The sequence below is a fragment of the Streptomyces sp. NPDC048612 genome, assembly GCF_043199295.1.
Lineage (GTDB): Bacteria > Actinomycetota > Actinomycetes > Streptomycetales > Streptomycetaceae > Streptomyces.
On the sequence record NZ_JBICVV010000008.1, the window covers coordinates 29281 to 54817 of the forward strand.

The window sequence follows — 25537 nt, forward strand, 5'->3', positions numbered from 1 at the left end:
CCGCCCGCGCCCCGGCAGCGCGGGGAGTACGAGCGTGAGGAGCCGCTGTGCACGACGACCGACTGCTGGTGGAGGGGCGCCTGGAGCGGGCGCTGGGGCAGTTCATCCGGCCCGCCCAGTACGCGGCGCGGGTGCCGCTGCGGCTCGCCGTCTGGCACGCGCCCGGGGAGCCGGGGCCGGTGAGCGAGGCCCTCGCGGCCACGTACGAGCCGTTCACGGCCGGCGAGCCCTGGGGGCCGCCGTGGTCCACCAGCTGGTTCCGGCTGACGGGTGAGGTGCCGCGGGAGTGGGCGGGGCACCGGGTGGAGGCCGTCATCGATCCCGGGTTCAGCGGCGACGGGCCCGGGTTCCAGGCCGAGGGCCTGCTGTACGACGCCGACGGGGTGCCGCTCAAGGGCATCCATCCGCGTAACCGTCACCTTCCTGTCGGTGCGCCGGTCAGCGGCGGTGAGGAGGTGCGGCTGCTGCTGGAGGCGGCCGCGAACCCGGCGGTGCTGCGGGACTTCCGCCCCACGGACCTCGGCGATGTACGGACCGCGCCCGCCCGTCCGCTGTACCGCTTCGCCTCGGCGGACCTCGCGGTGCTCGACGAGACCGTCTGGCAGCTGGTCCTCGACATCGAGGTGCTGTCGGAGCTGATGCACGAACTGCCCGCCGACGGCTCGCGCCGGCACGAGATCCTGCGGGCCCTGGAGGACCTGCTGGACGCGCTGGACCTGCACGACGTCGGCGGCACGGCGGCCACGGGGCGGGCCGCGCTGGCCGATGTCCTGAGCCGGCCGGCCGCCGCGAGCGCCCACCGTGTCTCGGCCACCGGGCACGCACACATCGACTCGGCCTGGCTGTGGCCGCTGCGCGAGACCGTCCGCAAGGCGTCCCGCACCTTCGCCAACGTCACCCATCTCGCCAAGGACTACCCGGAGTTGGTGTTCGCCTGCTCCCAGGCGCAGCAGTACGCCTGGGTCAAGGAGCACCAGCCGCACATCTGGGAGCGCATCAAGGAGGCCGTACGGGACGGGAACTGGGCGCCGGTGGGTTCGATGTGGGTGGAGTCCGACGCCAACATGCCCGGCGGTGAGGCGCTGGCCCGGCAGCTCGTGCACGGCAAACGGTTCTTCCTGGAGGAGCTGGGGGTGGAGACCGAGGAGATCTGGCTGCCGGACTCGTTCGGCTACACCGCCGCCTTCCCGCAGCTGGCCCGGCTGGCCGGCGCGAAGTGGTTCCTGACCCAGAAGCTGTCGTGGAACCAGACCGACCGGATGCCGCACCACACCTTCTGGTGGGAGGGCATCGACGGCACCCGGATCTTCACCCACTTCCCGCCGGTCGACACCTACAACTCCCAGCTCCACGGACGCGAACTGGCCCACGCCGAACGCAACTTCGCGGACAAGGGACGGGCCACCCGCTCCCTGGTCCCGTTCGGCTGGGGTGACGGCGGGGGCGGCCCGACCCGCGAGATGCTGGAGCGGGCCCGCCGGCTGCGGTCCCTGGAGGGCTCACCGCGGGTCGGGGTCGAGCCGCCGGCCCGGTTCTTCGAGGCCGCCCACGAGGAGTACGGGGCGGCGGCACCGGTCTGGTCGGGCGAGCTGTACCTCCAGTTCCACCGCGGCACGTACACCTCGCAGGCGAAGACCAAACAGGGCAACCGGTGCTGTGAACACCTGCTGCGCGAGGCGGAGTTGTGGGCGGCCACGGCGGCGGTGCGGGCGGGGGGCGACGCGTACGCCTACCCGTACGACGCCCTCGACCGCCTCTGGAAGACCGTGCTGCTGCACCAGTTCCACGACATCCTGCCGGGCTCGTCCATCGCCTGGGTGCACCGCGAGGCCCGTGCCACCTACGCGGCGGTGGAGGCGGAGCTCACCGGGATCATCGAAACGGCGCTCGCGGCGCCGGCCGGGCCCGGGGGCGCGGCGCCCGGCGTCCCGACGGTGTTCAACGCCTCGCCCTACCCCCGGGACGAGATCGTCGAGCTGCCGGCCGGGACGGCAGGCACCGGGCCGGACGGGCCGTCGGCCGTCGCGGTCCATGTCCCCGCACTGGGCTCGGCCGCCGTCCGTCCGCCCGGCCCGGACTCCCCCACCCCACCGCCGCCGCCCGTACGGGCCGACACCGGCTCCGACGGCACCCTCACCCTCGACAACGGGCTGCTGCGGGTGGAACTCGACACCGACGGCCTGCTGACCTCCGTACGCGATCTGCACGCCGGACGGGAGGTGCTGGCACCGGACGCCCGCGGCAATCTGCTGCAACTGCACCCCGACCACCCCACCCGGTACGACGCCTGGGACCTCGACCGCCACTACCGCCACCGGCACACCGATCTGACCGACGCCGAGTCCGTGGAGCTGACCGCGGCCGGGCCGCTGTCCGCGACGGTACGGGTGACCAGGGCGTTCGGCGCCTCCCGGCTCACCCAGGAACTCACCCTGCGGGCCGGCTCCCGCCGTCTCGACATCACCACCGACATCGACTGGCACGAGTCGGAGAAGGTCCTCAAGGCCGCCTTTCCGCTGGATGTGCACGCCGAACGGTCCACCTCCGAGGTGCAGTTCGGCCATGTCCACCGCCCCACGCACACCAACACCAGCTGGGACGCGGCCCGTTTCGAGATCTGTGCGCACCGCTGGCTGCGGGTCGCCGAGCCGGGCTACGGCATCGCGCTGCTCAACGACTCGACCTACGGCCATGACGTGACCCGCACCCCGCACCCCGAGGGCCTGGGCACGACCGTACGGCTGACCCTGCTGCGCGCCCCGCACAGCCCCGACCCGGAGACCGACCAGGGGGCCCACCGCTTCACCTACGCACTCCTGCCGGGGGCCGGCGTCGGCGACGCGGTCGCCGGGGGCCTGGCCCTCAACCTGCCGCTCAGGGCGGCCGCCGTGCCGCCCGTGCCCCCGCTGGTCCGCGTCGACCACCCGGCGGTCACGGTCGAGTCGGTCAAGCTCGCCGAGGACCGCAGCGGCGATGTGGTGGTGCGTCTGTACGAGTCCCGTGGCGGCCGCGCGACGGGCACCCTCTCTCCCGGTTTCCCCGTCGCACACGCCACGGTGACGGACCTGTTGGAGCGTCCGCTGCACGAGGAGGAGGAGGGCCCGACCTCGGATGTGACGGTCGAGCTGCGCCCGTTCCAGATCCTGACCCTCCGGCTCCGTCCGCAGCGTCCGCCCGCCGGGTGAGCCCGGCGGGGCGGCCGGGCAGCCCGACGGCCGGGACCCCGTGGTGGGGTCCCGGCCGTCGTGTGCTGGTGAGCATGCGGGTGGTGAAGCCCACCGGACCGCTCGGTTCAGGCCCTCTCGGCGTCGGCCGGGCCGTCAGCGCGGTGCACGCACGCTCGCGATGACCAGATGATCCAAGCGAGTGGCTCAGCGCTCGACGTCGACCAGGCCGCCGCCACCGGTGTGCACGCCACCGACCGGCTTGTGGTGGTGGTGCTTCTTCGGGTGGTGCTTCTTGACATGCTTGACGTGCTTGACGTGCTTGTGGTGGTGCTTGACGACGGTGTGACGGTGCACCACCCGGCGCTCGATGCCGCCGTTGAGGCAGGTGTTGCCGAAGGCCGGGTTCAGCAGCCCCACGATGTTGATGGTGTTGCCGCACACATTGACCGGAATGTGGACCGGGACCTGAATCGCGTTACCCGACACCACACCCGGCGAATTGGCCGCGCCGCCGGACGCGCCACTGTCCGCGAACGCCGGCGACATACCGGCCAGGGCAGTACTCGCCGCCAGTGCGGCCATGGCAGTCACCCGCGTGATCCGTGACATAACAATCTCCCGATCGCTCCAAGCGGCTCACTGCCGCTTCCTGCTCTTCCTTTCGGCGTATACGGGACTACATTGAGTCCCTTTGCTAACATTTCACTCTTTCCGGTTATAAATGTGGTTTAGAGATCGCTTCAGCTGGCGAAGGAACCAAGTTGGGCCTATGGAGCGCCACGTACTCTTGTTCCCGTGACGACGCACCGGACCGCCAGCGTGGACGCGATGATCGAGGACCTCAGGACGCTCGTCGAGGTCGAGTCCCCCTCACGCGACCTCCACGCCTTGCGGGCCTCGGCCGAAACCGTCGCGGCCGTCCTCGAACGCCGCCTCGGCGGGCAGGCCGTCCTCGTGGAGAGCGAGGCCGGACCGCATGTCCACTGGGCGGCCGGCGGCGACCCGAAGGTCCTGATCCTCGGTCACCACGACACGGTGTTCCCGCTCGGCAGTCTTGAGCGCCGCCCGTTCCGGGCCGCGGACGGGCGGGCGACCGGCCCCGGGGTCTTCGACATGCTCGGCGGTGTGGTGCAGGCCGTTCACGGCCTGGCGACGCTCGACGACCGGTCGGGCGTCGAGATCCTGCTGACCGCCGACGAGGAGGTCGGCTCCCACGCCTCCCGCGCCCTCCTCGAAGAGCGCGCCCTGGCCTGCGGCGCGGTCCTCGTCATGGAGGGGGCCGCGGACGGCGGAGCCCTGAAGACCGGCCGCAAGGGCTGCGGCACCTTCCAGGTCTCGGTCCGGGGCCGGGCCTCGCACGCGGGCCTCGAACCCGCGGCCGGGGTCAACGCCCTGGTCGAAGCGGCACATCAGGTCCTGGACATCGCGGCGCTCGGCCGGCCCGGGACCGGCACGACCGTGACCCCGACCGTCGCGGCCGCCGGCACCCTGGACAACGTCGTCCCCGCGGAGGCGACCGTCACCGTCGACGTCCGGGTCGAGACGGCCGACGAGAAGGACCGCGTCGAAGCCGCCTTCGCGGCGCTGGCGCCGCATCTCGACGAGGCGGAGATCACGGTACGGGGCGGCATCGGCCGGCCCCCGATGCCCGAGTCGGCGGCGGCCGGGCTGTTCGCGGTGGCACAGCGGTTGCTCCCCGGCGTCGAGGCCCGCGCCGTCGGCGGCGGCAGCGACGGCAACTTCACGGCCGCGCTGGGGGTACCCACCCTCGACGGCCTCGGCGCGGTCGGCGGCGGCGCCCACGCCGACCACGAGTACCTGCTGATCGACTCCATGGCCGAGCGGGCACAGCTGGTCGCCGGACTGGTGCGGGCGATTCAGCAGGCGGAGGGGCATGAGGGGCTGTTCCGAGACCGCTGAGCGGCCGGGCGGGCCGGTCGGCGCGGCGCACTCGCGGGCCCGGTCCGGGGCCTGCGGAGGCGCCTCAAGGCCGGGGAATGTTGCGCAGGTTGGAGCGGGCCATCTGGAGCATGCGGCCGACGCCGCCGTCCAGCACCATCTTTCCGGCCGAGAGGGCGAAGCCGGACACCATCTCGGCGCTGATCTTGGGCGGGATGGACAGGGCGTTGGGGTCGGTGACGATGTCGACCAGGGCCGGGCCCTTGTGGCGGAAGGCGTCGCGCAGGGCGCCGCGCAGCTGCTTGGGCTTCTCCACCCGGACGCCGTGGGCACCGGCCGCGCGGGCGATGGCCGCGAAGTCCGGGTTCCGGTTGGTGGTGCCGTACGCCGGCAGGCCGGAGACCAGCATCTCCAGTTCCACCATGCCCAGCGAGGAGTTGTTGAACAGCACCACCTTCACCGGCAGGTCGTACTGGACCAGGGTGAGGAAGTCGCCCATCAGCATCGAGAACCCGCCGTCGCCCGACATGGAGACGACCTGGCGGCCGCGGTCGGTGAACTGGGCGCCGATCGCCTGCGGCAGCGCGTTGGCCATCGAGCCGTGGCTGAACGAACCGATCACCCGGCGGCGGCCGTTGGGGGTGAGGTAGCGGGCCGCCCAGACGTTGCACATACCGGTGTCGACCGTGAAGACGGCGTCGTCGGCGGCCTCTTCGTCCAGGACGGAGGCGACGTACTCGGGGTGGATCGGGGTGCGCTTCTCGACCTTGCGGGTGTAGGCCTTGACCACGCCTTCCAGTGCCTCGGTGTGCTTCTTCAGCATCCGGTCGAGGAACCTGCGGTCCTGCTTCGGCCGGACCTTCGGGATCAGGCCGCGCAGCGTCTCGCGGACATCGCCCCAGACGGCGAGGTCGAGCGTGGTGCGGCGGCCCAGGTGTTCGGGCCGGACATCGACCTGGACGATCCTGACGTCATCGGGCAGGAACGCGTTGTACGGGAAGTCCGTGCCGAGCAGGATCAGCAGATCGCACTCATGGGTGGCCTCGTAGGCGGCGCCGTAGCCGAGCAGTCCGCTCATGCCCACGTCGTAGGGGTTGTCGTACTGGATGTGCTCCTTGCCCCGCAGCGCGTGGCCGACCGGGGACTTCACCCGCTCGGCGAACTCCATCACCTCGGCGTGCGCGCCCGCCGTGCCGCTGCCGCAGAACAGCGTGACCCGGTCGGCCTCGTCGATCATCCTCGCCAGCGCGTCGAGTTCGGCCTCTCCGGGGCGGACGGACGGGCGCGTGGTGACCAGGGCGTGTTCGATGGCCCGCTCCGGGGCCTCCTCGCCGGCGATGTCGCCGGGGAGGGCGACGACCGCGACCCCGCTCTGCCCGATGGCGTGCTGGATCGCGGTCTGCAGCACCCGCGGCATCTGCCGGGTGCTGGAGATCAGCTCGCTGTAGTGGCTGCACTCGACGAACAGCCGGTCGGGGTGGGTCTCCTGGAAGTAGGTGGTGCCGATCTCGCCGGCGGGGATGTGCGAGGCCAGGGCGAGGACCGGGGCCATGGAGCGGTGCGCGTCGAACAGGCCGTTGATGAGGTGCAGGTTGCCGGGGCCGCAGGAGCCCGCGCAGGCCGCGAGGGAGCCGGTGAGCTGGGCCTCCGCCCCGGCGGCGAAGGCGGCGGTCTCCTCGTGCCGGACCTGAATCCAGTCGATCGCGGGGTTCCGGCGGATGGCGTCCACCACCGGGTTCAGGCTGTCGCCGACCACGCCGTAGAGCCGCTGTACCCCCGCCCGTACGAGGATGTCCACGAACTGCTCGGCCACGGTCTGCTTCGCCATGTCGCTGTCGCTCCTTCGACGGGTGTCCGGCGCTGGGTGGCTGCCCGCTGGCGCGGTGGCCTCGTCCCATGAACCCATGGGGTCCCCCGGCCCGCCTCCGCTGCGCCGCCGCGCCGGCCGTGCCCCGGTCCGGGTTTGCCCGTCGCTAGGACTCCCACACCCCGACGGCCGTACGGTCCTTCGGGTGGCCCGCCACGGGATGTTGTGCGGCGGCGAGGAAGGACAGCGGGTCCGGAGGCGCGGCGGCGGACCACTCGCCGGCCAGCCGGGCCGCGAACGCGGGGTCCTGCTGGAGGGGCTCGGCGAGACCGGCGCTGCACAGCAGCAGGGTGTCCCCCGGGCGGGCGAAGGCGGTACGGAAGAGGAACGGCTCGGCCCCGTCGGCGCCGTCGTCCGGTCCCGTCCTGGCTGCCTGCTCCGGTACCGCGGGCGCCAGGTCCTCCCAGGCGCCTTCGCGGAGCCGGAAGAGGCCGCCGGCGCCGACGCCGAAGAACACCCGGGTCCGGCAGTCCGGGTCGGCGGGCAGCAGCAGGCAGCGGAGTGCGGGGGTGTACCGCTCCGGTGCGTCGTCGGGCTCCGGTGACCGGTCGCGCAGCCTGCCGTAGCTGCGGTCGGTGAGCCGCTGGAGCCCGGATTTGAGGGCGCTGCGGTGGTCCGTACGGATGTCCTCGGCCAGTCGGGTGTAGCTGCGGCCGACCGCGCCGCCGATGCGGGCGCAGGCTTCCTGGGCGGCGCGGTGGCCGCCCGCTGCGGCGGGCCGGCCGGTGGCGACGGCGACCAGGATCAGGGCGTGCCGGCCGGCGCCGAAGCGGGCGGTGAGCAGGGCGTCGCGGCGTACGTCGCCGCGGTGGCGGGCGAGGTCGCCGCGCCGGGAGGCGGCGAGCAGCGTCAGTGAGCCGTACCGGGCGCCGTCCAGCGCGGTGTCCGGCACCAGGTCGTCGAGGGCGGCCGGGTCGGCGGCGGGCAGGGTGCCCAGCTCGCCGGAGAGCGGCGGGCGGTCGTGCGGGGTGCCGGTGCCGGCCGGCGCGGGGGTGTCACGGGGCGGCTCCGGCGCGGACGGGGCGGCCGGCGGGGTGGGAGGCGCCGGGCGGTGGCCCGGACCGGTGGCCTGGAGCGGGATCGGCGCTGACGGGGATGCCGTGGGGCGGGCCGCCGGGGGCTGTCGCCTCGGGACCGCCCGGCGCGGCGCGGCCACTGCCCGGAGCGCCGAGGCCACCCGGTCATCGAGGGTGTCCGGGGTGTCGGCCGGCCCGGCGTCGTGCACCGCGGCGCGCCCCGGCGCATCGTCTCCCCCTCCCTCCCCGTACAACTCCCGCCACCAGTCGTCCTCCTGGCCGCACCCGGCCTCCTGCTGGTTCATGCGCCGTATTGTCCCTGCGCGGCCGTGCCCTCAACAGGGCGCAAAAGAGCGTCCACCGGGCGTTCGGCCTCACAAGAGTGACCGGCCGCGGTAGTCGCTGACCAGCGCGGGTCCGTGTAGGCGGGCGGGCGAGCCGTGGTGGACGGCGGTCGGTTCGGCTCCGGTGTGACCGGTGGGTCAGGCGCGCTCCCCCGGGGCCCGTGCTCCGGCCGCCCGCCGGCAAGCGCTTCCGGGCCGCTTCCGGCACCCTGGGCCCATGAGAGTGTGCAGCGGACAGGCCGTCACCGGGCGCGCGCCCGCCGGGAGTGAGGCCGGCGCGTGACCGGGTGCGGTGAGCGGACCACGGGACGGCGCGCGCGGGGCGACGGCAGGCGGGCCGGGCGAAGTGCGGCCGGCGCATGAACGTCTGGCAGCTGGTCGCGGCCGGTCTGGTGATGCTGCTCGGGCTGCTCGGGGTGCTGGTGCCCGGCATTCCCGGGCCGCTGATCGTCTGGGCGGGCGTGATGTGGTGGACGCTGTCCGAGAGGTCCGCGCTCGCCTGGGTGGTGCTGATGGCCGCCACCGCGCTGCTGCTGCTCAACCAGGTGGTGAAGTGGCTGCTGCCGGCCCGCGATCTGCGGGCGGTGGGCACGCCGTACCGGGCGCTGTTCCTGGCCGGGGTGGCCGGCATCGTGGGGTTCTTCGTGATCCCGGTCGTCGGGGGCCTGCTGGGCTCCGTCGGCGGGCTCTATCTGCTGGAGCGCATCCGGCTGGGCAGCCACGGCGACGCCTGGGCCTCGACCCGTACGGCCCTGCGCGCCATCGGCCTGAGCGTGCTGGTCGAACTGTTCGCCTGTCTGCTGGTCGTCGGCGCCTGGACCGGGGCGGTGGTGGCGGGCTGAGGAGGCCCGGTGGGAGTGGCGGGGGTGGTGGGGGCTTACGTGGGTGGGTCCGGCGTCGCGGACGGCCGCCGCGCGGCCGGGACCGCCGTCCCGCCCCGCTCCCGGCCCGGACCCGGGGCGCTCGCCACATCGGGGGCGCAACGTCGGGGTCGCCAGCGCCCGCATCCTGAGGTGGGCGGCGGTGCGCGGGCCGACGGCGGGCAGGGCGGCCGGCGTCCGCTCGGTGGGGTCGCGGTCCGCGCCCGCGGCCGGCGTGGCCGCGCCCTCGGCGAGTACGGCGAACAGTGCGGCCGCCCCGGCGGCCGCCCGTGCCGCATAGGCCGCCGACGGGACGAACCGCACGTTCACGGGGGGGGAAGGCCCGTCCGCGGACAGCCCTCCCCCACCGCTCAGGTCACCGCTGCGGGCCGCGCTTCCGTTCCATCAGGTGCCGGCCCAGTGCCTGCTTCTGCTTCCAGTCGCGGCGGATCTCGGCGCGCAGCCGGGCGTCCGTCTTGGCCACGATGCGCTGGTTCTCGCGTTGCAGCTTCCGGTAGCTCTCCAGTCGCCGGACGGGCAACTCCCCGCTCTCGACGGCCTCTTGTACGGCGCAGCCCGGCTCCGAGTGGTGGGCGCAGTCGTGGAAGCGGCACTCCTCGGCCAGCGCCTCGACCTCGGAGAACGTGCGGGCGAGCCCGCTCTCGGCGTCCCACATGCCGACGCCGCGCAGCCCGGGGGTGTCGATCAGTACCCCGCCGCCGGGCAGCGCCCGCAGGTCCCGGGTGGTCGTGGTGTGGCGGCCCTTGCCGTCCCGGTCGCGGATGGCCTGCACCCGTTGCAGGTCCTCCCCGAGCAGGGCGTTGACCAGTGTGGACTTGCCCGCGCCGGACTGCCCCAGCAGGACGGACGTACCGCCCGAGAGGACGGCGGCGAGCACATCGAGCCCGTCACCGGTCGCCGAGCTGACCGCCAGCACCGGCACCCCGGGCGCCACGGTCTCCGCGTCCTCGACGAGATGTGCCAGGCCGTCCGGGTCGCCGGCCAGATCCGCCTTGGTCAGCACGACCACCGGCTGTGCGCCGCCCTCCGCTGCGGGTGCGGAGGGGTGCTGCGGCCCGTCCTCGCCCGCGCCGGACATCGCCAGCGCGAGGAACCGCTCGATCCGCCCGAGGTCCAGGGCGTCCGCGAGTGAGACACAGATGACGATGTGGTCGATGTTGGTGGCCAGCACCTGGCCCTCGGAGCGCTTCGACGAGGTGGACCGCACGAACGCCGTCCGGCGCGGCAGCAACGCCCGTACGACACCGTCGACATGATCGCCGCCGCGGCCGTTCTCCAGGTCGATGACGGCCCAGTCGCCGGTGCACGGCACCCGCATCGGGTCGGAGGTCGCCACCAGCGCGGTGTCCGCCAGCACGGTACGGATGCCGTCGCCGTCGGCCACGACGGCGTCCACCCGCCCGCGGTCCACGCGGACGATACGGCCGGGCACGCGTCCCGGCCCGGCGAAGGGGGTGAAGCTCTGCGCGAATCCGTCGTCCCAGCCGTAGGCGGTCAGCGGGTGCGCGGCAGAGGAAGAAAGGTCGAACAACGGGATGGCCCTTCGAGAAGGAGCGGTCCCGGCCGTGCCGCGCGAGGCGCGGGCGACGTGAGATGACGTCGGGTCAGCCGGAGACCACAGGGAGGAGGTTGATGATCTGCTGGATGCGGGCAGCGCCCTTCGCAACGACAGCCATCAGTACTCACCTCCCGCTCTTCTCGGACAGCCGACGAGGACGGCGTCAGACCGTCCTCCGAACGCTGCCGACTGTAGACCGGTCCCACGCGGTGGCGCCAGGTATTTTCCGTTCCCCGTGATCCGGTCCGGTCGGGCGGCGAACCTCAGGCACCCGTGGCCCCGTCGATGCGCTCCCGGAGCAGGTCCGCGTGGCCGTTGTGGCGTGCGTACTCCTCGATCATGTGGACCAGAATCCAGCGCAGGGAAACCCGCTGGTCCCCGAGGAATCCGGCCTCCCTTTCGGAGAGCGTGCCCGAGTCGTCGAGCGAGGCGGTGGCGATCAGCTCGCGGCTCCGGGCGACTTCCGCGCGCCAGTCGGCCAGCGCCGCGTCGATCCCGAGGTCCGGCGCGAGGGTGAACCCGCCGCCCTCCCCGTACAGCGGCGGCACGTCCTGGCCCGCGAACACCCGCTGGAACCAGTTGCGTTCGACCTCCGCGAGATGCCGGACCAGGCCGAGCAGCGTCATCGTGGACGGGGCCGCGGAGGCGAGGCGGAGCTGCCGGTCTTCCAGGCCCGCGCACCTCAGCGGGAGCGTGGCGCGGTGGAAATCCAACCAGCTTTCCAGCATGGCGCGTTCATCGGCGTGCGGGGGCGGAACGGGCCGCCCGTCAGGTGTCGTTCCCATGTCCGTCAGGCTCGCACAGGGCACTGACAACCGGTCCGGATGCGGCGGAGCGGGTGCCCGGAGCGGTGATCGAGAGCGGTGACCGGCTCGCCGGTGTGGCGTGCCGGCCGGACCCCGGACCCCGGACCCCGTACGCCAGACGCCGGACACCGCCGCCAACCCGGCTGAGCATTGCTCAACGGGGCAGGGCAGGGTGCCGTGGAAGCGTGCGGTCCCGGGACGGCCGACCACCCCGCGGTGGAGCACAATGCTAGATATGGGTCATGACGGAAAATTTCGGGCGAGAAGGTGACGACACATCGGCGTCACCACGCTCCCCGGGGCAACGCCTGCGGTCGCTGCTGAACGGTCACAGCGTCGCGGGCCAGGTGTTCGTGCTGCAGCTCGCCCTCGCGGTGCTGCTGGTCATCGCGGCCGTCCTGGCGCTCGTCTTCCAGGCCCGGGACGCGACCGCCCATGAGGCCCGTCAGCTCTCGGCCGTCGGGGCCGAGACCTTCGCGCACGCCCCGGGCACCCGCGCCGCCATGCGGTCCGCCCACCCCAGCACGGCGCTGCAGCCCCAGGCGGAGGCGGCCCGGAAGGCCGCCGGCGTCGACTATGTCGTCGTCCTGCGGCCCGACGGCATGCGCTGGACCCACCCCGATCCCCGGCTGATCGGCAAGCGCGTCACCGGCGACGACTACCGCCCCGCGCTCAAGGGGCGGCCGTACACCGCGACCTTCACCTCGACCTTCGGCCCCGCGGTGACCACGACGGTCCCGGTCCTCGAACCGGACGGCTCGCTCCTCGGGCTGGTGGCCGTGGGCATCCGCGTCCAGCGGGCGGACGCGGAGGTGGGGCAGCAGCTGCCGCTGCTGCTCGGCTCCGCCGCCGGGGCGCTGCTGCTGGTCGCCGGCGGGGCGGCCCTGGTGAGCCGCCGGCTGCGCCGTCAGACGCGGGGGCTGCATCCGGCCGAGGTGCGGCGGATGTACGACCACCATGACGCGGTGCTGCACGCCGTACGGGAGGGCGTACTGATCATCAGCAGTGACGGGCGGCTGCTGCTGGCCAACGACGAGGCCCGGCGGCTGCTCGAACTGCCCGCGGACGCCGAACGCCGCCCGGTCGCCGACCTCGGCCTGGAACCGCAGCTCAGCGCGCTGCTGACGTCGGGGCGGACGGCGACCGACGAGGTGCTGCTGGCCGGCGACCGGCTGCTCGCGGTCAACGTACGGCCGACCGCCCCGCACGGCGGGCCCGCCGGGAGTGCCGTGACGCTGCGGGACACCACCGAACTGCGGGCGCTGGCCGGGCGGGCGGGCGTGGCACAGGAGCGGCTGAAGCTGATCTACGACGCGGGGCTGCGGATCGGCACCACGCTGGACGTGGAACGGACCGCCGAGGAGCTGGCCGCGGTCGCGGTGCCCCGGTTCGCCGATGTGGTCACCGTCGAGCTGCTGGAGCCGGTGCTGCGGGGCGACGAACCGACGGCCGGGGCGGGCGCCGAACTCCGGCGGATGGCGGTCCGGGGGGCCCCGGAGGACGCGGCGCTCCACCGGGTCGGCGAGGTGCTCCGGCATGGGCCCGGGACGCCGATGGCGACGGGCCTGACCAGCGGCCGGCCCGTCCTCGTCGGCGATCTGCGCGACGCGGACGCCTGGCATGAACAGGACCGGGAGGGTACCCGGCAGATGCTGGACGCCGGTCTCCGGTCGCTGGCCGCCGTACCGCTGCAGGCGCGGGGTGTGGTGCTGGGGCTGGTCAACTACTGGCGGTCCGCCGCCTCGGACGCCTTCGGGGAGGAGGATCTGGCCTTCGCCGAGGAGCTGACCGCGCGGGCCGCCGTCGCGGTCGACAACGCCCGCCGCTACACCCGCGAGCACACCACGGCCGTCACCCTGCAGCGCAGTCTGCTGCCGCAGACCCTGCCCGAGCAGTCCGCCCTGGAGGTCGCCCACCGCTATCTGCCCGCGCACGCAGGGGTCGGCGGCGACTGGTTCGATGTCATCCCGCTGCCCGGCGCCCGGGTCGCGCTGGTCGTCGGTGACGTGGTCGGGCACGGGCTGCACGCCGCCGCCACCATGGGCCGGCTGCGGACCGCGGTCCACAACTTCTCCGCCCTCGACCTGCCGCCCGACGAGCTGCTGAACCACCTGGACGAGCTGGTCACCCACATCGACACGGACGAGGCGCGGGCGGCCGGTCCGGGCACCGGCGACGAGGACGGCCGCGACGTCGCCGGGGCCTGGCCCGGCGGCACGGACGGCGACTCCGACGGGGCACCGGCGCACCCGGGACGCACCGGCATCACCGGCGCGACCTGCCTGTACGCCATCTACGACCCGGTCACCGGCCGGGTCACCCTGGCCACCGCGGGCCATCCCGGACCGGCCGTGATCCGCCCCGCCGGCGGTGTCACGTTCCCCGAGGTGCCGGTCTCCCCGCCGCTGGGCCTGGGCGGCAGCGTGCCGGTGGAGACCACGGAGCTGACGCTGAGCGAGGGCTCCCGGCTGGTGCTGTACACCGACGGGCTGGTCGAGAACCGCGACCGCGACATCGCCACCGGGCTGGAGCTGCTCCGTACGGCCCTGGCGTCCGGGGCGGAGCACACGCCCGAGGAGACCTGTACGGCGGTCCTCGACGCGATGCTGCCCGCCCACCCCAGCGATGACATCGCGCTCCTGGTGGCTCGCACCCGGCTGCTGGAGCCCACCAGGGTCGCCGAGTGGGAGGTGTCCTCCGATCCGGCGGCCGTCGCCCCGGTCCGGGCGGCCTGTCTGCGCATGCTGGAGTCCTGGGGGCTGGCGGCGATCGACTTCACCACCGAGCTGATCCTCAGCGAGCTGATCACCAACGCGATCCGCTACGGTGCCCAGCCGATCCGGGTGCGGCTGCTGTATGACCGGGCCCTGATCTGCGAGGTCTCCGACGGCACCAGCGCCTCCCCGCATCTGCGCCGGGCCGCCACCACGGACGAGGGGGGCCGGGGCCTCTTCCTCGTCGCCCAGTTCGCCCAGCGCTGGGGCACCCGTTACACCACGGACGGCAAGGTCATCTGGACCGAGCAGTCGCTGGACGGCGGCCGTCCGGAGCCGGGTCCGGACTCGGCCGATGACGTCCTCGACCAGTGGGACGACGTCCCCGCGCTGTGACGGCTCCGGCGCGGGCGCGGGGCCGGGCTCGGGGCACGCGGCCGCAAGGACGTGGGAGGCCGCCGTCCGCCCCTCCGTACGCGCCGCCGCCCGCCGCCCGTACGCGCCGCCGCCCCCGCATGGCGGCCGCCGGATGCAGCGCCCGTGCCCCCTGGCTAAGCTCGGCCGGGGGGCCGACGCTGATCTTGGAGGCTCCCATGGTGCAGTTGCCCGAAGCGCGTGATCTGGCTCCGCGTCTGGCCGTCGGCGCCTTCGTCCTGGATTCCGGGCTGACGCTGCTGCGGGCCGACCGGGAGACCGCCGAGGGTGTGCACAGCACGGCGTGTGTGGCCTATCCGTTCCTGACCAAGATCCGCGCCGTGCCGTTCACCCGGCTGCTGGCATGTTCCGAGGTCGCGGTCGGCGGTGCGCTGCTGGCGCCGCTCGTCCCCACCCGGCTGGCCGGGCTCGCGCTGACCGGGTTCTCCGGCGGGCTGGTCGGGCTGTATCTGCGGACTCCCGGGATGCGGCAGCCGGGGAGTCTGCGGCCGACCCCGGAGGGCATGGTCGTGGCCAAGGACGTCTGGATGCTGGGCATCGGACTGGGGTTCCTGGGTGCGGCGAGCCGCCGGCGCCGGGCCGCGGTGTCCCGCTACCGGCACGCGGTCCGCTCCCGTCGCCGCCGCTGCGGCTGCCGTCACTGAGTCAGGACCGGCGGACGGCCCGTACGGCGGCCGCGCAGCCCGCGCCCACGACGCCGGCGAGGAGGAGGACGCACAGGCTCGTCCGGTCCGGTGCCTGGAAGGCCAGTTCGGCACGCTGATGGAGCACGAAGCCGTCGTAGAACATCCAGGACACCAGGGCGGCGACGGGCGCCAGGACCGGCCGGGTGCGCACCGCCACGGCCGCCGTCAGCAGGGCGAACAGCACCAGCGCCACCGGTTCCTGGCCGGTCGCGCCGGCCAGCATCAGGGCGGTCACCAGCAGCGCCGCACCGACGGCGCCGAGCGGCAGCGCGAGATCACGGGCGAGCGTGCGGTCCTGCGGCACCCGGCGGACCGGGGCGGCGGCGGGCGGGTTCACCCGCGGGAACCGGGTGGTGCGGGGGCGGTACGGGCGGAGCGCGGGCGCCGGGCGGTGCACGGTGGTCATGGGAACACCTCCTGCTGCGGCCCGGTGCGGCGGACCGGTGCGGTGTGCGGTCCCGGGACCCGCGGTGGACCCTCGCTCCCAGACTGCCCGCCGCGGGACGTACGGGAGCGCCGCGGCGCGGTCCTTGACGCCGTGCGTACGGGCGGCGGGCGCTTTCTGACGCCGCCTTGATGCCAGGGTGGAGCGGCCGGTGCCGAGGCGGGCCCACGCCCCGGTCCTCGCGGCGGTGCGGGCCGGGGCGCCCGCCGTCCCGCCCGCCCGCTGTGACAGGCTGCGGGCAGATGCCCGGCCGGTCCGGTCGCCGGGCCGGAGAGAGCGGGAACACCGTCCATGAACACCTCGCACCCCACGGGCCGGGCGGCCGTCGGCCCCGCCGGACACCGCGCCGCCGTCGCGACCGAGACCGCCGCGTTCGTGGCGGTGCTGGACGGCGCGGATCTGTCGGCGCCGGTGCCCGGCTGCCCGGAGTGGACGCTCCGGGACCTGGTCCGGCACACCGGGAGCGTGCAGCGGATGTTCTCCGTTCTGCTGCGGCGGCTCGTCCAGGAACCGCCGCGCAGCCGCGAGGTGGAGCTGGATCTGCCGGCGGCGGAGGACGGCTGGGCCGGCTGGCTGTCGGCGAGTGCCGCGGTGGCCGAGGAGGCGTTCGCCGGGACCGACCCGGACGCGCCGATGTGGGCGTGGGGCGTCGATCAGCACGCCCGGTTCTGGATGCGGCGGATGCTGTTCGAGACGCTGGTGCACCGCACCGACGCGGAGTGCGCGGTCGGCCGCCGCCCGGTGATCGACCCCGTGCTCGCGGCGGACGGCGTCGACGAGTTCCTGACCAATCTGCCGCACGCCACACCCTTCGCGCCCCAGGTGGCCCGGCTGCGCGGCGAGGGCGAGACGCTCCGCTTCCGGTGCACCGACACGGACGGCGACTGGCTGGTCCGCCTGCGGCCGGACGGCTTCGCCGCCGCGCCGCTGACCGGGGACGCGGCCGCCGCCTCCGCGGACGCCGGTGTCGAGGGCACCGCGGCGGATCTGCTGCTGCTCCTGTACGGGCGCCTGGACCACGCCGCGGACGCCTTCACGACCACGGGTGACGCGGAGCTGCTGACCCGCTGGTTCACCAACTCCGCGTTCTGAGACCCGGGGTGCCGGACCACGCGGGTCCTCCGCGCGGCCCGGCACCTTCTTGCGGTATGACGCAACTTCTCCCCGAGCCCCGCGTCCTGCCGTCCGGTCAGGTCCGCCGGCCGAGCGCCTTCGCCCGGGTATGGGACCAGCCCGTCAGCAGCACGCCCACGGTGACCAGCGCCAGGTGCACGGCCAGCGCGAGGCCGAAGCCGCCGTCGAGCCCGCCGAGCAGTCCGGTGTCGTCGTGGTCGATGAGCAGCCGGATCGCGCCCTGCGCGAAAACCACCATCACCACGGCGCCCACGATCTGCAGGATGTCGTACTTCATCCGTCCCCCAAGTCCTGTCGAAAGGCCCTCTGTTCCCCCGAGGACGTTACGAACGTACCATTGAGAAAGCGGCTATTGGCCGCTCCAGTACTGCGGAATTCGAATTACGTCACACAATTCAGGGATTCGGGAGGGGAATTGTGCGTGCGGAAAAGGGGCGGGCCGGAGAGCCGGTGTGCCGGATGTGCCGTACGGCCCTCCCCCCGGCGGGGCGGGGGCGGCCGGCGCTCTACTGCTCGCGCAGCTGCCAGGCCAAGGCCTACCGGCGGCGCAAGCAGACGCCGGACCCGGTGGCCGAGCGCCCCGCGGCACCGGCCCCGTCGGGCAAACGGCTGCGGATCGCCGAGGCGCTCTGGCGGATCGCCGCCGAGCGGGGGCTGCACGCGGCGAGCCTGCGGGAGGTGGCGGCCGAGGCCGGGGTGTCGCTCCGCGCGGTGCAGTACCACTTCGCGAGCAAGCACCGGCTCCTCGTCGACGCACTGCATCTGCTGCACGCGGAGAACGAGCGCATCGCCCGCTCCCGCATCCGGTTCGACGCCTCGCAGCCCCGGGGTCTGCTGCGGGCGGTGCTGGAGGAGTTCCTGCCCGTGGACGCCCAGCGCACCACCGCGCTGCGGGTGTTCGCCGCGTACTACGCCCGGAGCCTGACGGACCCCGAACTCGCCAGGGCCTTCCTGCCGGCCGAGCAGCCGCTGGAGCGGATGGTGGCCGAGCTGATCGCCGCGGCACAGACCGACGGGCGGACCGCGCCCGGCCTCGATCCGTGGCGCGAGGCCGATCTGCTGGTGTCCGGTGTGGTGGGCCTGGGCAGCGATGTGCTCCACGGGCGCCGCACGCTGGACGAGGTGCGCCGCACCCTCGACTACCACCTCGACCGGATCTTCGCCGGAGACCGGCGCACGCTGCACTGATCAAGGCCGGCCCGTACGTACGAGAGCGTCAGCAGATACGCGGACAGCCATTTCAGCACTGATCGCATATGTGGGCCCCCTCCTGATCGGGTTGGGAGGGAGGACCGGATGCCAGGTGCGCCGTCGCCGGCTCCGCGCGGCGGGGCCGGTCGGCCTCTTCAGCCTCGGCGCGGACCGTGACACCACACCTGCCGCCACGTAACGCTCTGATCACGTCCCGTCGTCCAGCCGGTCTCGACGCGGCGCTACCGCCCGGTAAGCACCGAGGCACCGGCTATACCCAGTAAGCGAGTTGCGGCGTGGAATCGGACAGATAGCGCACATCTCCCACCCGTCCGCCCGCGCGGCACCGCTCGCCTTCGAGTCGCAGGGCAATGGTGGATTCGTACCTATCGACCATCTGTTAATCTGCCCGCTCCTGGATGTTCCTCCATGCCCTCTCCCCCCAAGCACCCCTCGTTCGCCGGGTGCAGCGAGGTGTCCCGCCACGTGTACAGCACTCCCTTCTCCCCCGCCGGGGCCAGATCCGCGCGGGCCCGGGTGGGCCTGACTACGGCTCAGGTCGCCCAGTCCATGACGGCGTGCGGCGCGCCGGTGCACCCCGAGCTGGTCGAGGCCTGGGAGTACGGCTCCCAGATACCGACCGAGCCGCAGCTGTTCGCCCTGGCCGACGTCCTGTGGTGCCCGCTGACGGTGCTGATGGGCGTCGAGCCGCGGACCCTGGCCGAGCACCGGATGGCCCGCCAGCTGAGCGTGGAGCGGCTGTCACAGCTGATCGGCATGGACCCGGCCCACTACTGGGCGGCCGAGTCGGCCTCCCAGTGGAGCGGCGACTACCGGCAGACCAAGGCGCTGGTGGAGGCGCTGGGGCTGTCGCTGCGGAAGCTGATCGGGGTGATGGGCCGGGACGAGGAGCTGTCCGGGCATCTGCGGTCGGCCCTCGACGGGCGCTGGAAGTCCCATGTCGGGCCGGTCGCCAAGATCACGACGCTGAACAAGACCCGGGTGAGCGACGCGCTGCGCACGATGCACGCGGAGTTCGCGGAGTTCTCCGAGCGCTACATGGGGCATGTGGTGGCGCGGAACGACGACTCCCGGCTGAAGGAGGTCGCGGCCGAGCGCTCGGCGTATCTGCGCCGGCTGGTCGACCACTTCTGGGACCTGATCGGGGACGCGGGCGAGGCGCCGCCGTTCAACACCGTGCCCACCTACTGACGGGCGGCGGGCAGCGACGGAAAAGCGGGCGGGGAGGGAACCGGATGTCCGGCTCCCTCCCCGCCCGCGGGCGTCGACGGACTCAGCGGCCGGGGGCTCCCCAGTCCGGCCCGCCCTGCGGGTACGGGCCCTGCGGGTGCGGCGGGCCCGGAGGGGTGGCCGGGCCCGGCCGGTGGGGCGTCTGCGGGGCGTACGGGGCGGCCGGGGCGGGCGCGCCGAACGGCTCGTGCGTCTCGGCCGGTTCGTCGGCCTCGATCTCGTCCCAGTCGATCTCCATCGTCTTGCGGCGGGTGAAGACGTTGAAGAAGAGGTTCAGCAGGACGGCGGTCAGACTGCCCAGGGTGATACCGCTGTTGAGGACCGCCCGGACGTCCTCCGGCATCCGCGCGAAGAACGGCTCGACCGCGTTGGGCAGCAGGGCGGCGGCGAGACTGACCGCGAGGATCAGGGCGTTGCGCTCCTCGCGGAGGTCCACCTTGCCGAGGATCTGGATGCCGACCGCGGCGACCATGCCGAACATCGCGATCGCGGCACCGCCGAGCACCGGATGCGGAATGGCGGCCACCACACTGCCCGCCTTCGGCAGCAGCCCCATAATGATCATGAATCCGCCGGCCGCGACCACCACGAACCGGCTCATGACCTTTGACATCCGCACCAGGCCGATGTTCTCGGCAAAGGCCACGTAGGGGAAGGAATTGAGAATTCCGCCGAGGACGGTGGCGACACCGTCGGCGCGCAGCGCATTGGCGACGGTGGTGTTGTCGACCTTCTTACGCGTGATCTCGCCGATCGCGTAGACGTCTCCGGTGGTCTCCACCATGGTGATCAGCATGACGACGACCATGGCGAGGATCGGGAACAGCTCGAACTTCGGCATTCCGTAGTGAAAGGGCGTGCTGACGCCGAACCAGTCGGCATTGCCCACGGCACCGAAATCCACATCGCCGAGGAGCCAGGCGACACCGGTGCCGGCGACCAGCCCGAGCAGCACGGCGAGGCTGCTCAGGTAGGACTTCCCGAGCCGGACCACGAGCAGGATGAACAGCAGGGTGCCCAGCGCATAGGCGAGGTTCTTGGCGGAGCCGTATTCGGCGTGGCCCTTCAACTGCGCGCCGCCGGCCGCGTCCTGCAGCCCCTGGGGTATCAGGGTGAGGCCGATGACGGTGAGGATCGTGCCGATGACGATCGGCGGGAAGTACTTCACCAGCTTGCTGAAGAAGGGCGCGAAGAGGAAGGTCGCGATGCCCGCGGTGATCACCGCGCCGTAGACGACGAGCAGACCGGCGGTGCCGCCGCCCGCGCCCAGCCCGATGGCGATCATCGGGGAGACCGCGGTGAAGGTGACGCCCTGGACCAGCGGCAGCCTGGCGCCGATCTTCCAGACCCCGAGGGCCTGGATGATCGAGGCGACACCGCAGGTCAGCAGGTCCGCGTTGATCAGGTAGACGAGTTCCTCGCGGGAGAGACCCAGGGCGTTCCCGAGGATGATCGGGACGATCACGGCGCCCGCGTAGAACGCGAGCACGTGCTGGAAGCCGTAGAGGGTGAGCTTGCCGACGGGGAGGACCTCGTCGACGGGGTGAGCCCGCTCCGGGGGGAACTGCTCGGGGTCTTGTCGGGAGACTCGTGCCATCTCTGCCTTGCCTTCGGGAGGTAGGTGAATAAGAAGGGACCGGCCCGTCGTGTCCCGGAGGACGGACGGGCCGGCTGGGTCTTACAAAGCCGACGTTCAGCGGTGTCACCGACACCACGTAGCCCTGCACTGCACTGTGCGTCCCGGGGTCCACAGGACGTGTTTCGACCTGCGCGGCAAATTCCGGCATTTCCATGGAATTTGCAGGTGGGACCAATCGGGGCGTTCACCCTAGTTGACCTGTGCCCTTTCTCGCGAGTAACCGGTCGTATTCGCTCGGATAAAGGCTGATCGTGGCCCGAAATACCGTTTTGGGAAGGGGACTTCGCGCGTCGCGGCGCCGCCGCGGCGACAACAGGCGGAGCCCGGCCCGCAGCCGTAGCATTTTGGTATGGCTGAGCGGCAGGATGCGCCCTCCGCGCCGGAACTCGTCGTCGAGTCCGACGGCAGCACCCAGGTGATGAGCCCCAGCCGCGTCTACCACGTGGGACGGGACCCGGCGTGCGAACTCGTACTGCACGACGCCCGGGTCTCCTGGCATCACGCGGTGCTGCGGACCAAGTCGGGCCACTGGACGGTGGAGGACGAGGACAGCACGAACGGCACCTTCACCGACGGACGGCGGGTGCACGAGACCGGTATCGGGCCGGGCAGCGTGATCCGGTTCGGCAACCCCGCGGACGGTCCGTGTGCGGTGCTCTCCGGGGTGTCACCACCACCGCCGGCCGCGCCCACCCCGCCGGCGCCGTCGGCACCACCGCCACCGACCCGCACCGAGCGGCCCTCCGCCGTCTCCTACCCCGCCGGCACCCGGACCTTCCGCCGGCCCAGCTCGGTACGGCCGCTGCCGGCCGCCCGGACCACCCGGATCGGCCGCGCGCCCGAGAACGACCTGGTCGTCGACGACCTCTCGGTCTCCCGCAAGCACGCCGAGCTGCGCGCCGGCGCCGAGGGCTTCGAGATCGTCGACCTGGGCAGCCACAACGGCACCTACCTCAACGGCCAGCCGGTGGACCGGGCCCCGATGATCCCCGGCGACATCGTCGGCATCGGCCACTCCGCGTTCGCCCTGGTCGGCGACGAACTCCAGGAGTTCATCGACACCGGCGAGGTCTCGCTGGACGTACAGGACCTGGCCGTACGGGTCGACAACGGCCGCAAGACGCTGATGGAGCAGATGTCCTTCCCGGTGGGCGAGAAGACGCTGCTCGCCGTGGTCGGACCGAGCGGCGCTGGCAAGTCGACCCTGCTCAACGCGCTGACCGGGCTGCGCCCCGCGGACGACGGGACGGTGCTCTACGACGGCCGTGACCTCTACCGCGACTACGCCGAGCTGCGCCAGCGCATCGGACTCGTCCCGCAGGACGACATCCTGCATCTGCAGCTGACCGTGCGCCGGGCCCTCAGCTACGCCGCGGAGCTGCGCTTCCCCGAGGACACCGCGAAGGAGGAGCGGCAGGCGCGGGTCGACGAGGTGGTCCACGAACTGGGCCTCGACCAGCGCGTGGACCAGCCGATCCACAGTCTCTCGGGCGGCCAGCGCAAGCGGGTGAGCGTGGCCCTGGAGCTGCTGACCAAGCCCTCGCTGCTCTTCCTCGACGAGCCGACCTCCGGCCTCGACCCCGGGATGGACCGCTCCGTGATGCACATGCTGCGCGGGCTGGCGGACGACGGCCGCACGGTCATCGTCGTCACCCACAGCGTGCTGAGCCTGGACGTCTGCGACCGGCTGCTGGTCCTGGCGCCGGGCGGCACCATCGCCTACTACGGGCCGCCGGACGAGGCGCTGTCGTACTTCGGGTACGAGCAGTGGCCGGAGGCCTTCGAGGCCTTCGAGAACGACCGGGACCGCGACTGGGCGGGCCAATTCCGTGCCTCGCCGCAGCACCGGCGCTATGTCGCCGGGGACTCCCGTCAGCCGCTGCGCCCGCCCGAGGCCCCGGCCGGCCCGGTCTCCGCGCCGAAGGCACAGAGCTGGGGAAAGCAGCTGCACACGCTGGTGCGGCGCTACGCAGCGGCGCTGACCGCCGACCGGACCTTCCTGATCATCATGGTCGCGCTGCCGTTCGTGATGGGAGCGATGGCGCACGCCCTGGCCGGGTCCGCGCTCACCCAGGACTCGGCGGTGAACGCACTGCTGATCCTGTGTGTCGGAGCGGTGCTCACCGGTGCCGCCAACGCGGTACGGGAGCTGGTCAAGGAGCGGACCATCTATCAGCGGGAGAGAGCCGTCGGCCTGTCCCGCTCGGCGTATCTGATGTCCAAGGTGCTGGTGCTGGGGCTGATCACGATCGTGCAGGCCGTGGTGCTGACCCTGGTGGCGCTGATCGGCGTCAATCTGAACGCGCCCGGCGGCAAAGGGGTGTTGATGCCGCCACTGATCGAAATCACCCTCGCGGTGGCGCTGCTGGCGTTCACCGCCATGATGCTCGGCCTGTTCGTTTCCGCGCTGGTGCGGAAGGAAGAGGTCACCATGCCCCTGCTGGTCCTGATCGCGATCGTCCAGGTCGTGTTCTGCGGTGCGCTGCTCAAACTGAACGGTGTGCTGGTGCTGGAGCAGCTGGCCTGGCTGGTGCCGTCCCGGTGGGCGCTCGGGGCCATGGCGGGCACCATCGATCTGCACCGCATCATGCCGCAGGGCACCGCCGACCCGCTGTTCCAGCACAAGCCGGGGACCTGGCTGCTGAACATGGGGATGATGATCGTGCTCTCCCTGCTCCTGGGATTCGTGGTCACCAAGCTGCTGCGGCGGCACGAGCCCGAGATCATGCGCAAGTAGCGCCGAGGAGCCGTTCGTGACCTCTCCGGAATTCCTCCCCAGCCATGTCGTCCCCCCGGAGGGTATGGCGAGCTGGTCGGCCCCGGACACCACCCGGCCGTCGGCGCCGCTCGATCCGCTGCTGCCGGTCCAGATCGTCGACCGCCGCGGCGACTGGGCGCTGGCGATGTGCTCCAACGGCTGGTCGACCTGGGTCGACGGCCGGCTGCTGCTGGCCGTACCGCGCGACCCGCCGGCCGCCGCGCAGGGCGGCGCCCGGACCGCCGACCCCCGCCCGCTGCTGGGCGCCGCCGAGGGGGAACTGAGCCGGTACCGGAAGCTGATCGAGGAGCTGGCCGCCGGGCAGCTGGACGGCGAGTCGTTCACCGCGCGCACCCGCGGCACCCGGCTGGGCGTGGTCGTGGACGGCGATGCGCTCTGGCTCTACGACGCCCGGCACGAGCGGTGGTGCTACTGCGACGGGGTGTCGCTGCAGACCTACGCGGTGACGGCGGGGCCGTCCTCGCGGTCCGGGGAGCGGCAGGGGTCCGGGGTGAGCCCGGAGGCACGGGACGAGCCGGCGCCGGCCGGGTATCCGCCCGCCCCCTCGGCCGCCGGTGCCGCCGGGCCGGAAGCGGGCGCCGGAACGCCGGGCCCCCCGGACGGGCCGTCCGCGCCGCCGACCCGCGCCGTGCAGCCCGGCGAGCGGCCGCCCCCGCCGCCGAACCCCGTGGGTGACATCCGGTGAACGGCGGGCCCGGGCCGTCCCAGGAGCGCTCCACCGCTCCCGACTCCTCCGGGCTGCGCGGGCGGCAGATCGCCGAGTACCTGCTCCAGGACGAGATCGGCCGGGGCGGGATGGCGGTGGTCTACCGGGCGGAGGACCTGCGGCTGGGCCGTACCGTGGCGGTGAAGCTGCTGGCGCCCGAACTCGCCCGGAACGACACCTTCCGGCAGCGCTTCGCCCATGAGTCACGGGTCGCCGCGGCGATCGACCACCCGCACATCGTGCCGGTCTTCGAGGCCGGGGAGACCGAGGGCGTGCTCTTCATCGCGATGCGCTACGTGCAGGGGCGGGACCTGCGGGCGCTGCTCGACCGTGACGGGCCACTGCCGCTGGAGACCGCCTGCCGGATCGCCCTCCAGGTGGCCTCCGCGCTGGATGCCGCGCATGCGCACGACCTGGTGCACCGGGACGTCAAACCGGGCAACATCCTGATCGCCGAGGGCACCGACAGCGACCGCCCCGAGCACGCCTACCTCACCGACTTCGGGCTGACGAAGAAGTCCCTGTCGCTGACCGGTTTCACCAGCGTCGGCCAGTTCGTCGGCACCCTGGACTACGTGGCGCCCGAGCAGATCTCCGGCCGCCCGGTGGACGGCCGCTGCGATGTCTACAGCCTGGCCTGTGTGCTGTTCGAGATGCTGACGGGGGCGCCGCCGTTCCGCCGCGACGACGACATGGCGCTGCTGTGGGCGCATCAGTACGATCCGCCGCCGGCCATGACGGAGCTGCGGCCGGACCTGCCGGAGACCGTCGACGCGGTGTTCGCCCAGTCCCTGGCCAAGGCCCCGGAGAACCGCTACGAGACCTGCCGGGGTTTCGTCGCGGCGCTGCGCGCGGCGGGACGGGCCACGGTGCCCCCGGTACCGGCCGGCACCCCGCAGCCGCACCCGATGACGCAGGTCGACACCCCGGTGGACCAGGGCGGCCGGCGCAGCGCGGCGCCGCCGCCACCGCCGCGCTGGGCGACCCCGATGTTCCCGGGCCGCGCGGGGTAGCGCGCG

At 73.1% G+C, this 25537-nt stretch carries 19 protein-coding genes; 11 read left to right on the top strand and 8 right to left on the bottom strand.

Going from position 1 to position 25537, the window contains the following annotated elements; genetic code table 11:
- Nucleotides 1–47 precede the first annotated feature (47 nt).
- Nucleotides 48–3185, top strand: a complete 3138-nt coding sequence (locus tag ACGFN2_RS14570; RefSeq protein ID WP_393360267.1) for an alpha-mannosidase — start codon at nucleotides 48–50, stop codon at nucleotides 3183–3185.
- A gap of 186 nt (nucleotides 3186–3371) precedes the next feature.
- Here the strand turns inward: ACGFN2_RS14570 and ACGFN2_RS14575 are convergent, their stop codons facing one another.
- The gene (locus tag ACGFN2_RS14575) at nucleotides 3372–3776 is read right to left on the bottom strand and encodes a chaplin (RefSeq protein WP_362604990.1); all 405 of its coding nucleotides are present in this window, start codon (nucleotides 3774–3776) and stop codon (nucleotides 3372–3374) included.
- A 219-nt stretch (nucleotides 3777–3995) separates the two neighbouring features.
- Between ACGFN2_RS14575 and ACGFN2_RS14580 the strand changes: the two genes are divergently transcribed.
- Entirely contained in the window at nucleotides 3996–5087 is a 1092-nt protein-coding gene (locus ACGFN2_RS14580) for a M20 family metallopeptidase (protein WP_393360592.1), read from the top strand.
- Between the two features lie 64 nt (nucleotides 5088–5151).
- Here ACGFN2_RS14580 and ACGFN2_RS14585 read toward each other — a convergent pair whose 3' ends face one another.
- Both ACGFN2_RS14585 and ACGFN2_RS14590 read right to left on the bottom strand, forming a co-directional pair.
- Nucleotides 5152–6894 carry a pyruvate dehydrogenase gene (locus ACGFN2_RS14585; protein ID WP_393360269.1) on the bottom strand — a complete coding sequence of 581 codons (1743 nt, stop codon included), beginning with the start codon at nucleotides 6892–6894 and terminating at the stop codon, nucleotides 5152–5154.
- A gap of 145 nt (nucleotides 6895–7039) precedes the next feature.
- Nucleotides 7040–8254 (bottom strand): protein phosphatase 2C domain-containing protein, encoded by a 1215-nt coding sequence (locus ACGFN2_RS14590; protein ID WP_393360271.1) that lies wholly within the window; start codon nucleotides 8252–8254, stop codon nucleotides 7040–7042.
- 398 nt (nucleotides 8255–8652) lie between these two features.
- On the opposite strand from ACGFN2_RS14590, the gene ACGFN2_RS14595 reads away from it, so the two are divergent.
- A complete protein-coding gene (locus ACGFN2_RS14595) occupies nucleotides 8653–9135 on the top strand; it encodes a DUF456 domain-containing protein (RefSeq protein WP_393360273.1) in 483 nt (160 codons plus the stop codon).
- A 394-nt stretch (nucleotides 9136–9529) separates the two neighbouring features.
- Here ACGFN2_RS14595 and rsgA read toward each other — a convergent pair whose 3' ends face one another.
- The gene (rsgA, locus tag ACGFN2_RS14600) at nucleotides 9530–10705 is read right to left on the bottom strand and encodes a ribosome small subunit-dependent GTPase A (RefSeq protein ID WP_393360275.1); all 1176 of its coding nucleotides are present in this window, start codon (nucleotides 10703–10705) and stop codon (nucleotides 9530–9532) included.
- Between the two features lie 290 nt (nucleotides 10706–10995).
- Complete coding sequence (locus tag ACGFN2_RS14605) at nucleotides 10996–11517, bottom strand: DinB family protein (RefSeq protein WP_393360277.1); 522 nt, start codon at nucleotides 11515–11517, stop codon at nucleotides 10996–10998.
- A 263-nt stretch (nucleotides 11518–11780) separates the two neighbouring features.
- Here ACGFN2_RS14605 and ACGFN2_RS14610 point away from each other — a divergent pair, with 263 nt between their 5' ends.
- Together ACGFN2_RS14610 and ACGFN2_RS14615 are read left to right on the top strand one after the other, a co-directional pair.
- Complete coding sequence (locus tag ACGFN2_RS14610; RefSeq protein WP_393360279.1) at nucleotides 11781–14648, top strand: SpoIIE family protein phosphatase; 2868 nt, start codon at nucleotides 11781–11783, stop codon at nucleotides 14646–14648.
- A gap of 197 nt (nucleotides 14649–14845) precedes the next feature.
- Nucleotides 14846–15331 carry a hypothetical protein gene (locus tag ACGFN2_RS14615; protein ID WP_362604978.1) on the top strand — a complete coding sequence of 162 codons (486 nt, stop codon included), beginning with the start codon at nucleotides 14846–14848 and terminating at the stop codon, nucleotides 15329–15331.
- Nucleotide 15332: 1 nt separating this feature from the next.
- Here ACGFN2_RS14615 and ACGFN2_RS14620 read toward each other — a convergent pair whose 3' ends face one another.
- Complete coding sequence (locus ACGFN2_RS14620; RefSeq protein WP_393360281.1) at nucleotides 15333–15779, bottom strand: DUF4118 domain-containing protein; 447 nt, start codon at nucleotides 15777–15779, stop codon at nucleotides 15333–15335.
- 330 nt (nucleotides 15780–16109) lie between these two features.
- Between ACGFN2_RS14620 and ACGFN2_RS14625 the strand changes: the two genes are divergently transcribed.
- Nucleotides 16110–16910, top strand: coding sequence for a maleylpyruvate isomerase family mycothiol-dependent enzyme (locus tag ACGFN2_RS14625; RefSeq protein ID WP_393360284.1), 801 nt, complete (start codon nucleotides 16110–16112; stop codon nucleotides 16908–16910).
- A gap of 97 nt (nucleotides 16911–17007) precedes the next feature.
- On the opposite strand, the gene ACGFN2_RS14630 is transcribed toward ACGFN2_RS14625, so the two are convergent.
- On the bottom strand, nucleotides 17008–17229 hold the full coding sequence (locus ACGFN2_RS14630) for a hypothetical protein (RefSeq protein ID WP_393360286.1): 222 nt from the start codon (nucleotides 17227–17229) through the stop codon (nucleotides 17008–17010).
- 140 nt (nucleotides 17230–17369) lie between these two features.
- Between ACGFN2_RS14630 and ACGFN2_RS14635 the strand changes: the two genes are divergently transcribed.
- Complete coding sequence (locus ACGFN2_RS14635) at nucleotides 17370–18140, top strand: TetR/AcrR family transcriptional regulator (protein WP_393360288.1); 771 nt, start codon at nucleotides 17370–17372, stop codon at nucleotides 18138–18140.
- Between the two features lie 489 nt (nucleotides 18141–18629).
- Nucleotides 18630–19355 (top strand): transcriptional regulator, encoded by a 726-nt coding sequence (locus ACGFN2_RS14640; RefSeq protein WP_393360290.1) that lies wholly within the window; start codon nucleotides 18630–18632, stop codon nucleotides 19353–19355.
- An 82-nt stretch (nucleotides 19356–19437) separates the two neighbouring features.
- On the opposite strand, the gene ACGFN2_RS14645 is transcribed toward ACGFN2_RS14640, so the two are convergent.
- Nucleotides 19438–20991: a nucleobase:cation symporter-2 family protein gene (locus tag ACGFN2_RS14645; protein WP_362604968.1), complete on the bottom strand. Its 1554-nt coding sequence runs from the start codon at nucleotides 20989–20991 to the stop codon at nucleotides 19438–19440.
- A 391-nt stretch (nucleotides 20992–21382) separates the two neighbouring features.
- On the opposite strand from ACGFN2_RS14645, the gene ACGFN2_RS14650 reads away from it, so the two are divergent.
- The 3 genes from ACGFN2_RS14650 to ACGFN2_RS14660 are packed head-to-tail and all read left to right on the top strand — an operon-like array spanning nucleotide 21383 to nucleotide 25531.
- Nucleotides 21383–23770, top strand: a complete 2388-nt coding sequence (locus ACGFN2_RS14650; RefSeq protein ID WP_393360293.1) for an FHA domain-containing protein — start codon at nucleotides 21383–21385, stop codon at nucleotides 23768–23770.
- Between the two features lie 16 nt (nucleotides 23771–23786).
- Nucleotides 23787–24497, top strand: coding sequence for a hypothetical protein (locus ACGFN2_RS14655; RefSeq protein ID WP_362604964.1), 711 nt, complete (start codon nucleotides 23787–23789; stop codon nucleotides 24495–24497).
- Nucleotides 24494–25531, top strand: coding sequence for a serine/threonine-protein kinase (locus ACGFN2_RS14660; protein WP_362604963.1), 1038 nt, complete (start codon nucleotides 24494–24496; stop codon nucleotides 25529–25531). Before ACGFN2_RS14655 ends, ACGFN2_RS14660 begins: the two co-directional genes overlap by 4 nt.
- Nucleotides 25532–25537 lie beyond the last annotated feature (6 nt).

What these genes read in the sequence shown, in the direction of transcription:
- ACGFN2_RS14575 (WP_362604990.1), bottom strand. Translation starts at nt 3,776, where the DNA reads ATGTCACGGATCACGCGGGTGACTGCCATGGCCGCACTGGCGGCGAGT.
- ACGFN2_RS14590 (WP_393360271.1), bottom strand. Translation starts at nt 8,254, where the DNA reads ATGAACCAGCAGGAGGCCGGGTGCGGCCAGGAGGACGACTGGTGGCGG.
- ACGFN2_RS14650 (WP_393360293.1), top strand. Translation starts at nt 21,383, where the DNA reads ATGGCTGAGCGGCAGGATGCGCCCTCCGCGCCGGAACTCGTCGTCGAG.
- ACGFN2_RS14580 (WP_393360592.1), top strand. Translation starts at nt 3,996, where the DNA reads ATGATCGAGGACCTCAGGACGCTCGTCGAGGTCGAGTCCCCCTCACGC.
- ACGFN2_RS14630 (WP_393360286.1), bottom strand. Translation starts at nt 17,229, where the DNA reads ATGAAGTACGACATCCTGCAGATCGTGGGCGCCGTGGTGATGGTGGTT.
- ACGFN2_RS14625 (WP_393360284.1), top strand. Translation starts at nt 16,110, where the DNA reads ATGAACACCTCGCACCCCACGGGCCGGGCGGCCGTCGGCCCCGCCGGA.
- ACGFN2_RS14610 (WP_393360279.1), top strand. Translation starts at nt 11,781, where the DNA reads ATGACGGAAAATTTCGGGCGAGAAGGTGACGACACATCGGCGTCACCA.
- ACGFN2_RS14615 (WP_362604978.1), top strand. Translation starts at nt 14,846, where the DNA reads ATGGTGCAGTTGCCCGAAGCGCGTGATCTGGCTCCGCGTCTGGCCGTC.
- ACGFN2_RS14645 (WP_362604968.1), bottom strand. Translation starts at nt 20,991, where the DNA reads ATGGCACGAGTCTCCCGACAAGACCCCGAGCAGTTCCCCCCGGAGCGG.
- ACGFN2_RS14620 (WP_393360281.1), bottom strand. Translation starts at nt 15,779, where the DNA reads ATGACCACCGTGCACCGCCCGGCGCCCGCGCTCCGCCCGTACCGCCCC.
- ACGFN2_RS14585 (WP_393360269.1), bottom strand. Translation starts at nt 6,894, where the DNA reads ATGGCGAAGCAGACCGTGGCCGAGCAGTTCGTGGACATCCTCGTACGG.
- ACGFN2_RS14605 (WP_393360277.1), bottom strand. Translation starts at nt 11,517, where the DNA reads ATGGGAACGACACCTGACGGGCGGCCCGTTCCGCCCCCGCACGCCGAT.
- ACGFN2_RS14595 (WP_393360273.1), top strand. Translation starts at nt 8,653, where the DNA reads ATGAACGTCTGGCAGCTGGTCGCGGCCGGTCTGGTGATGCTGCTCGGG.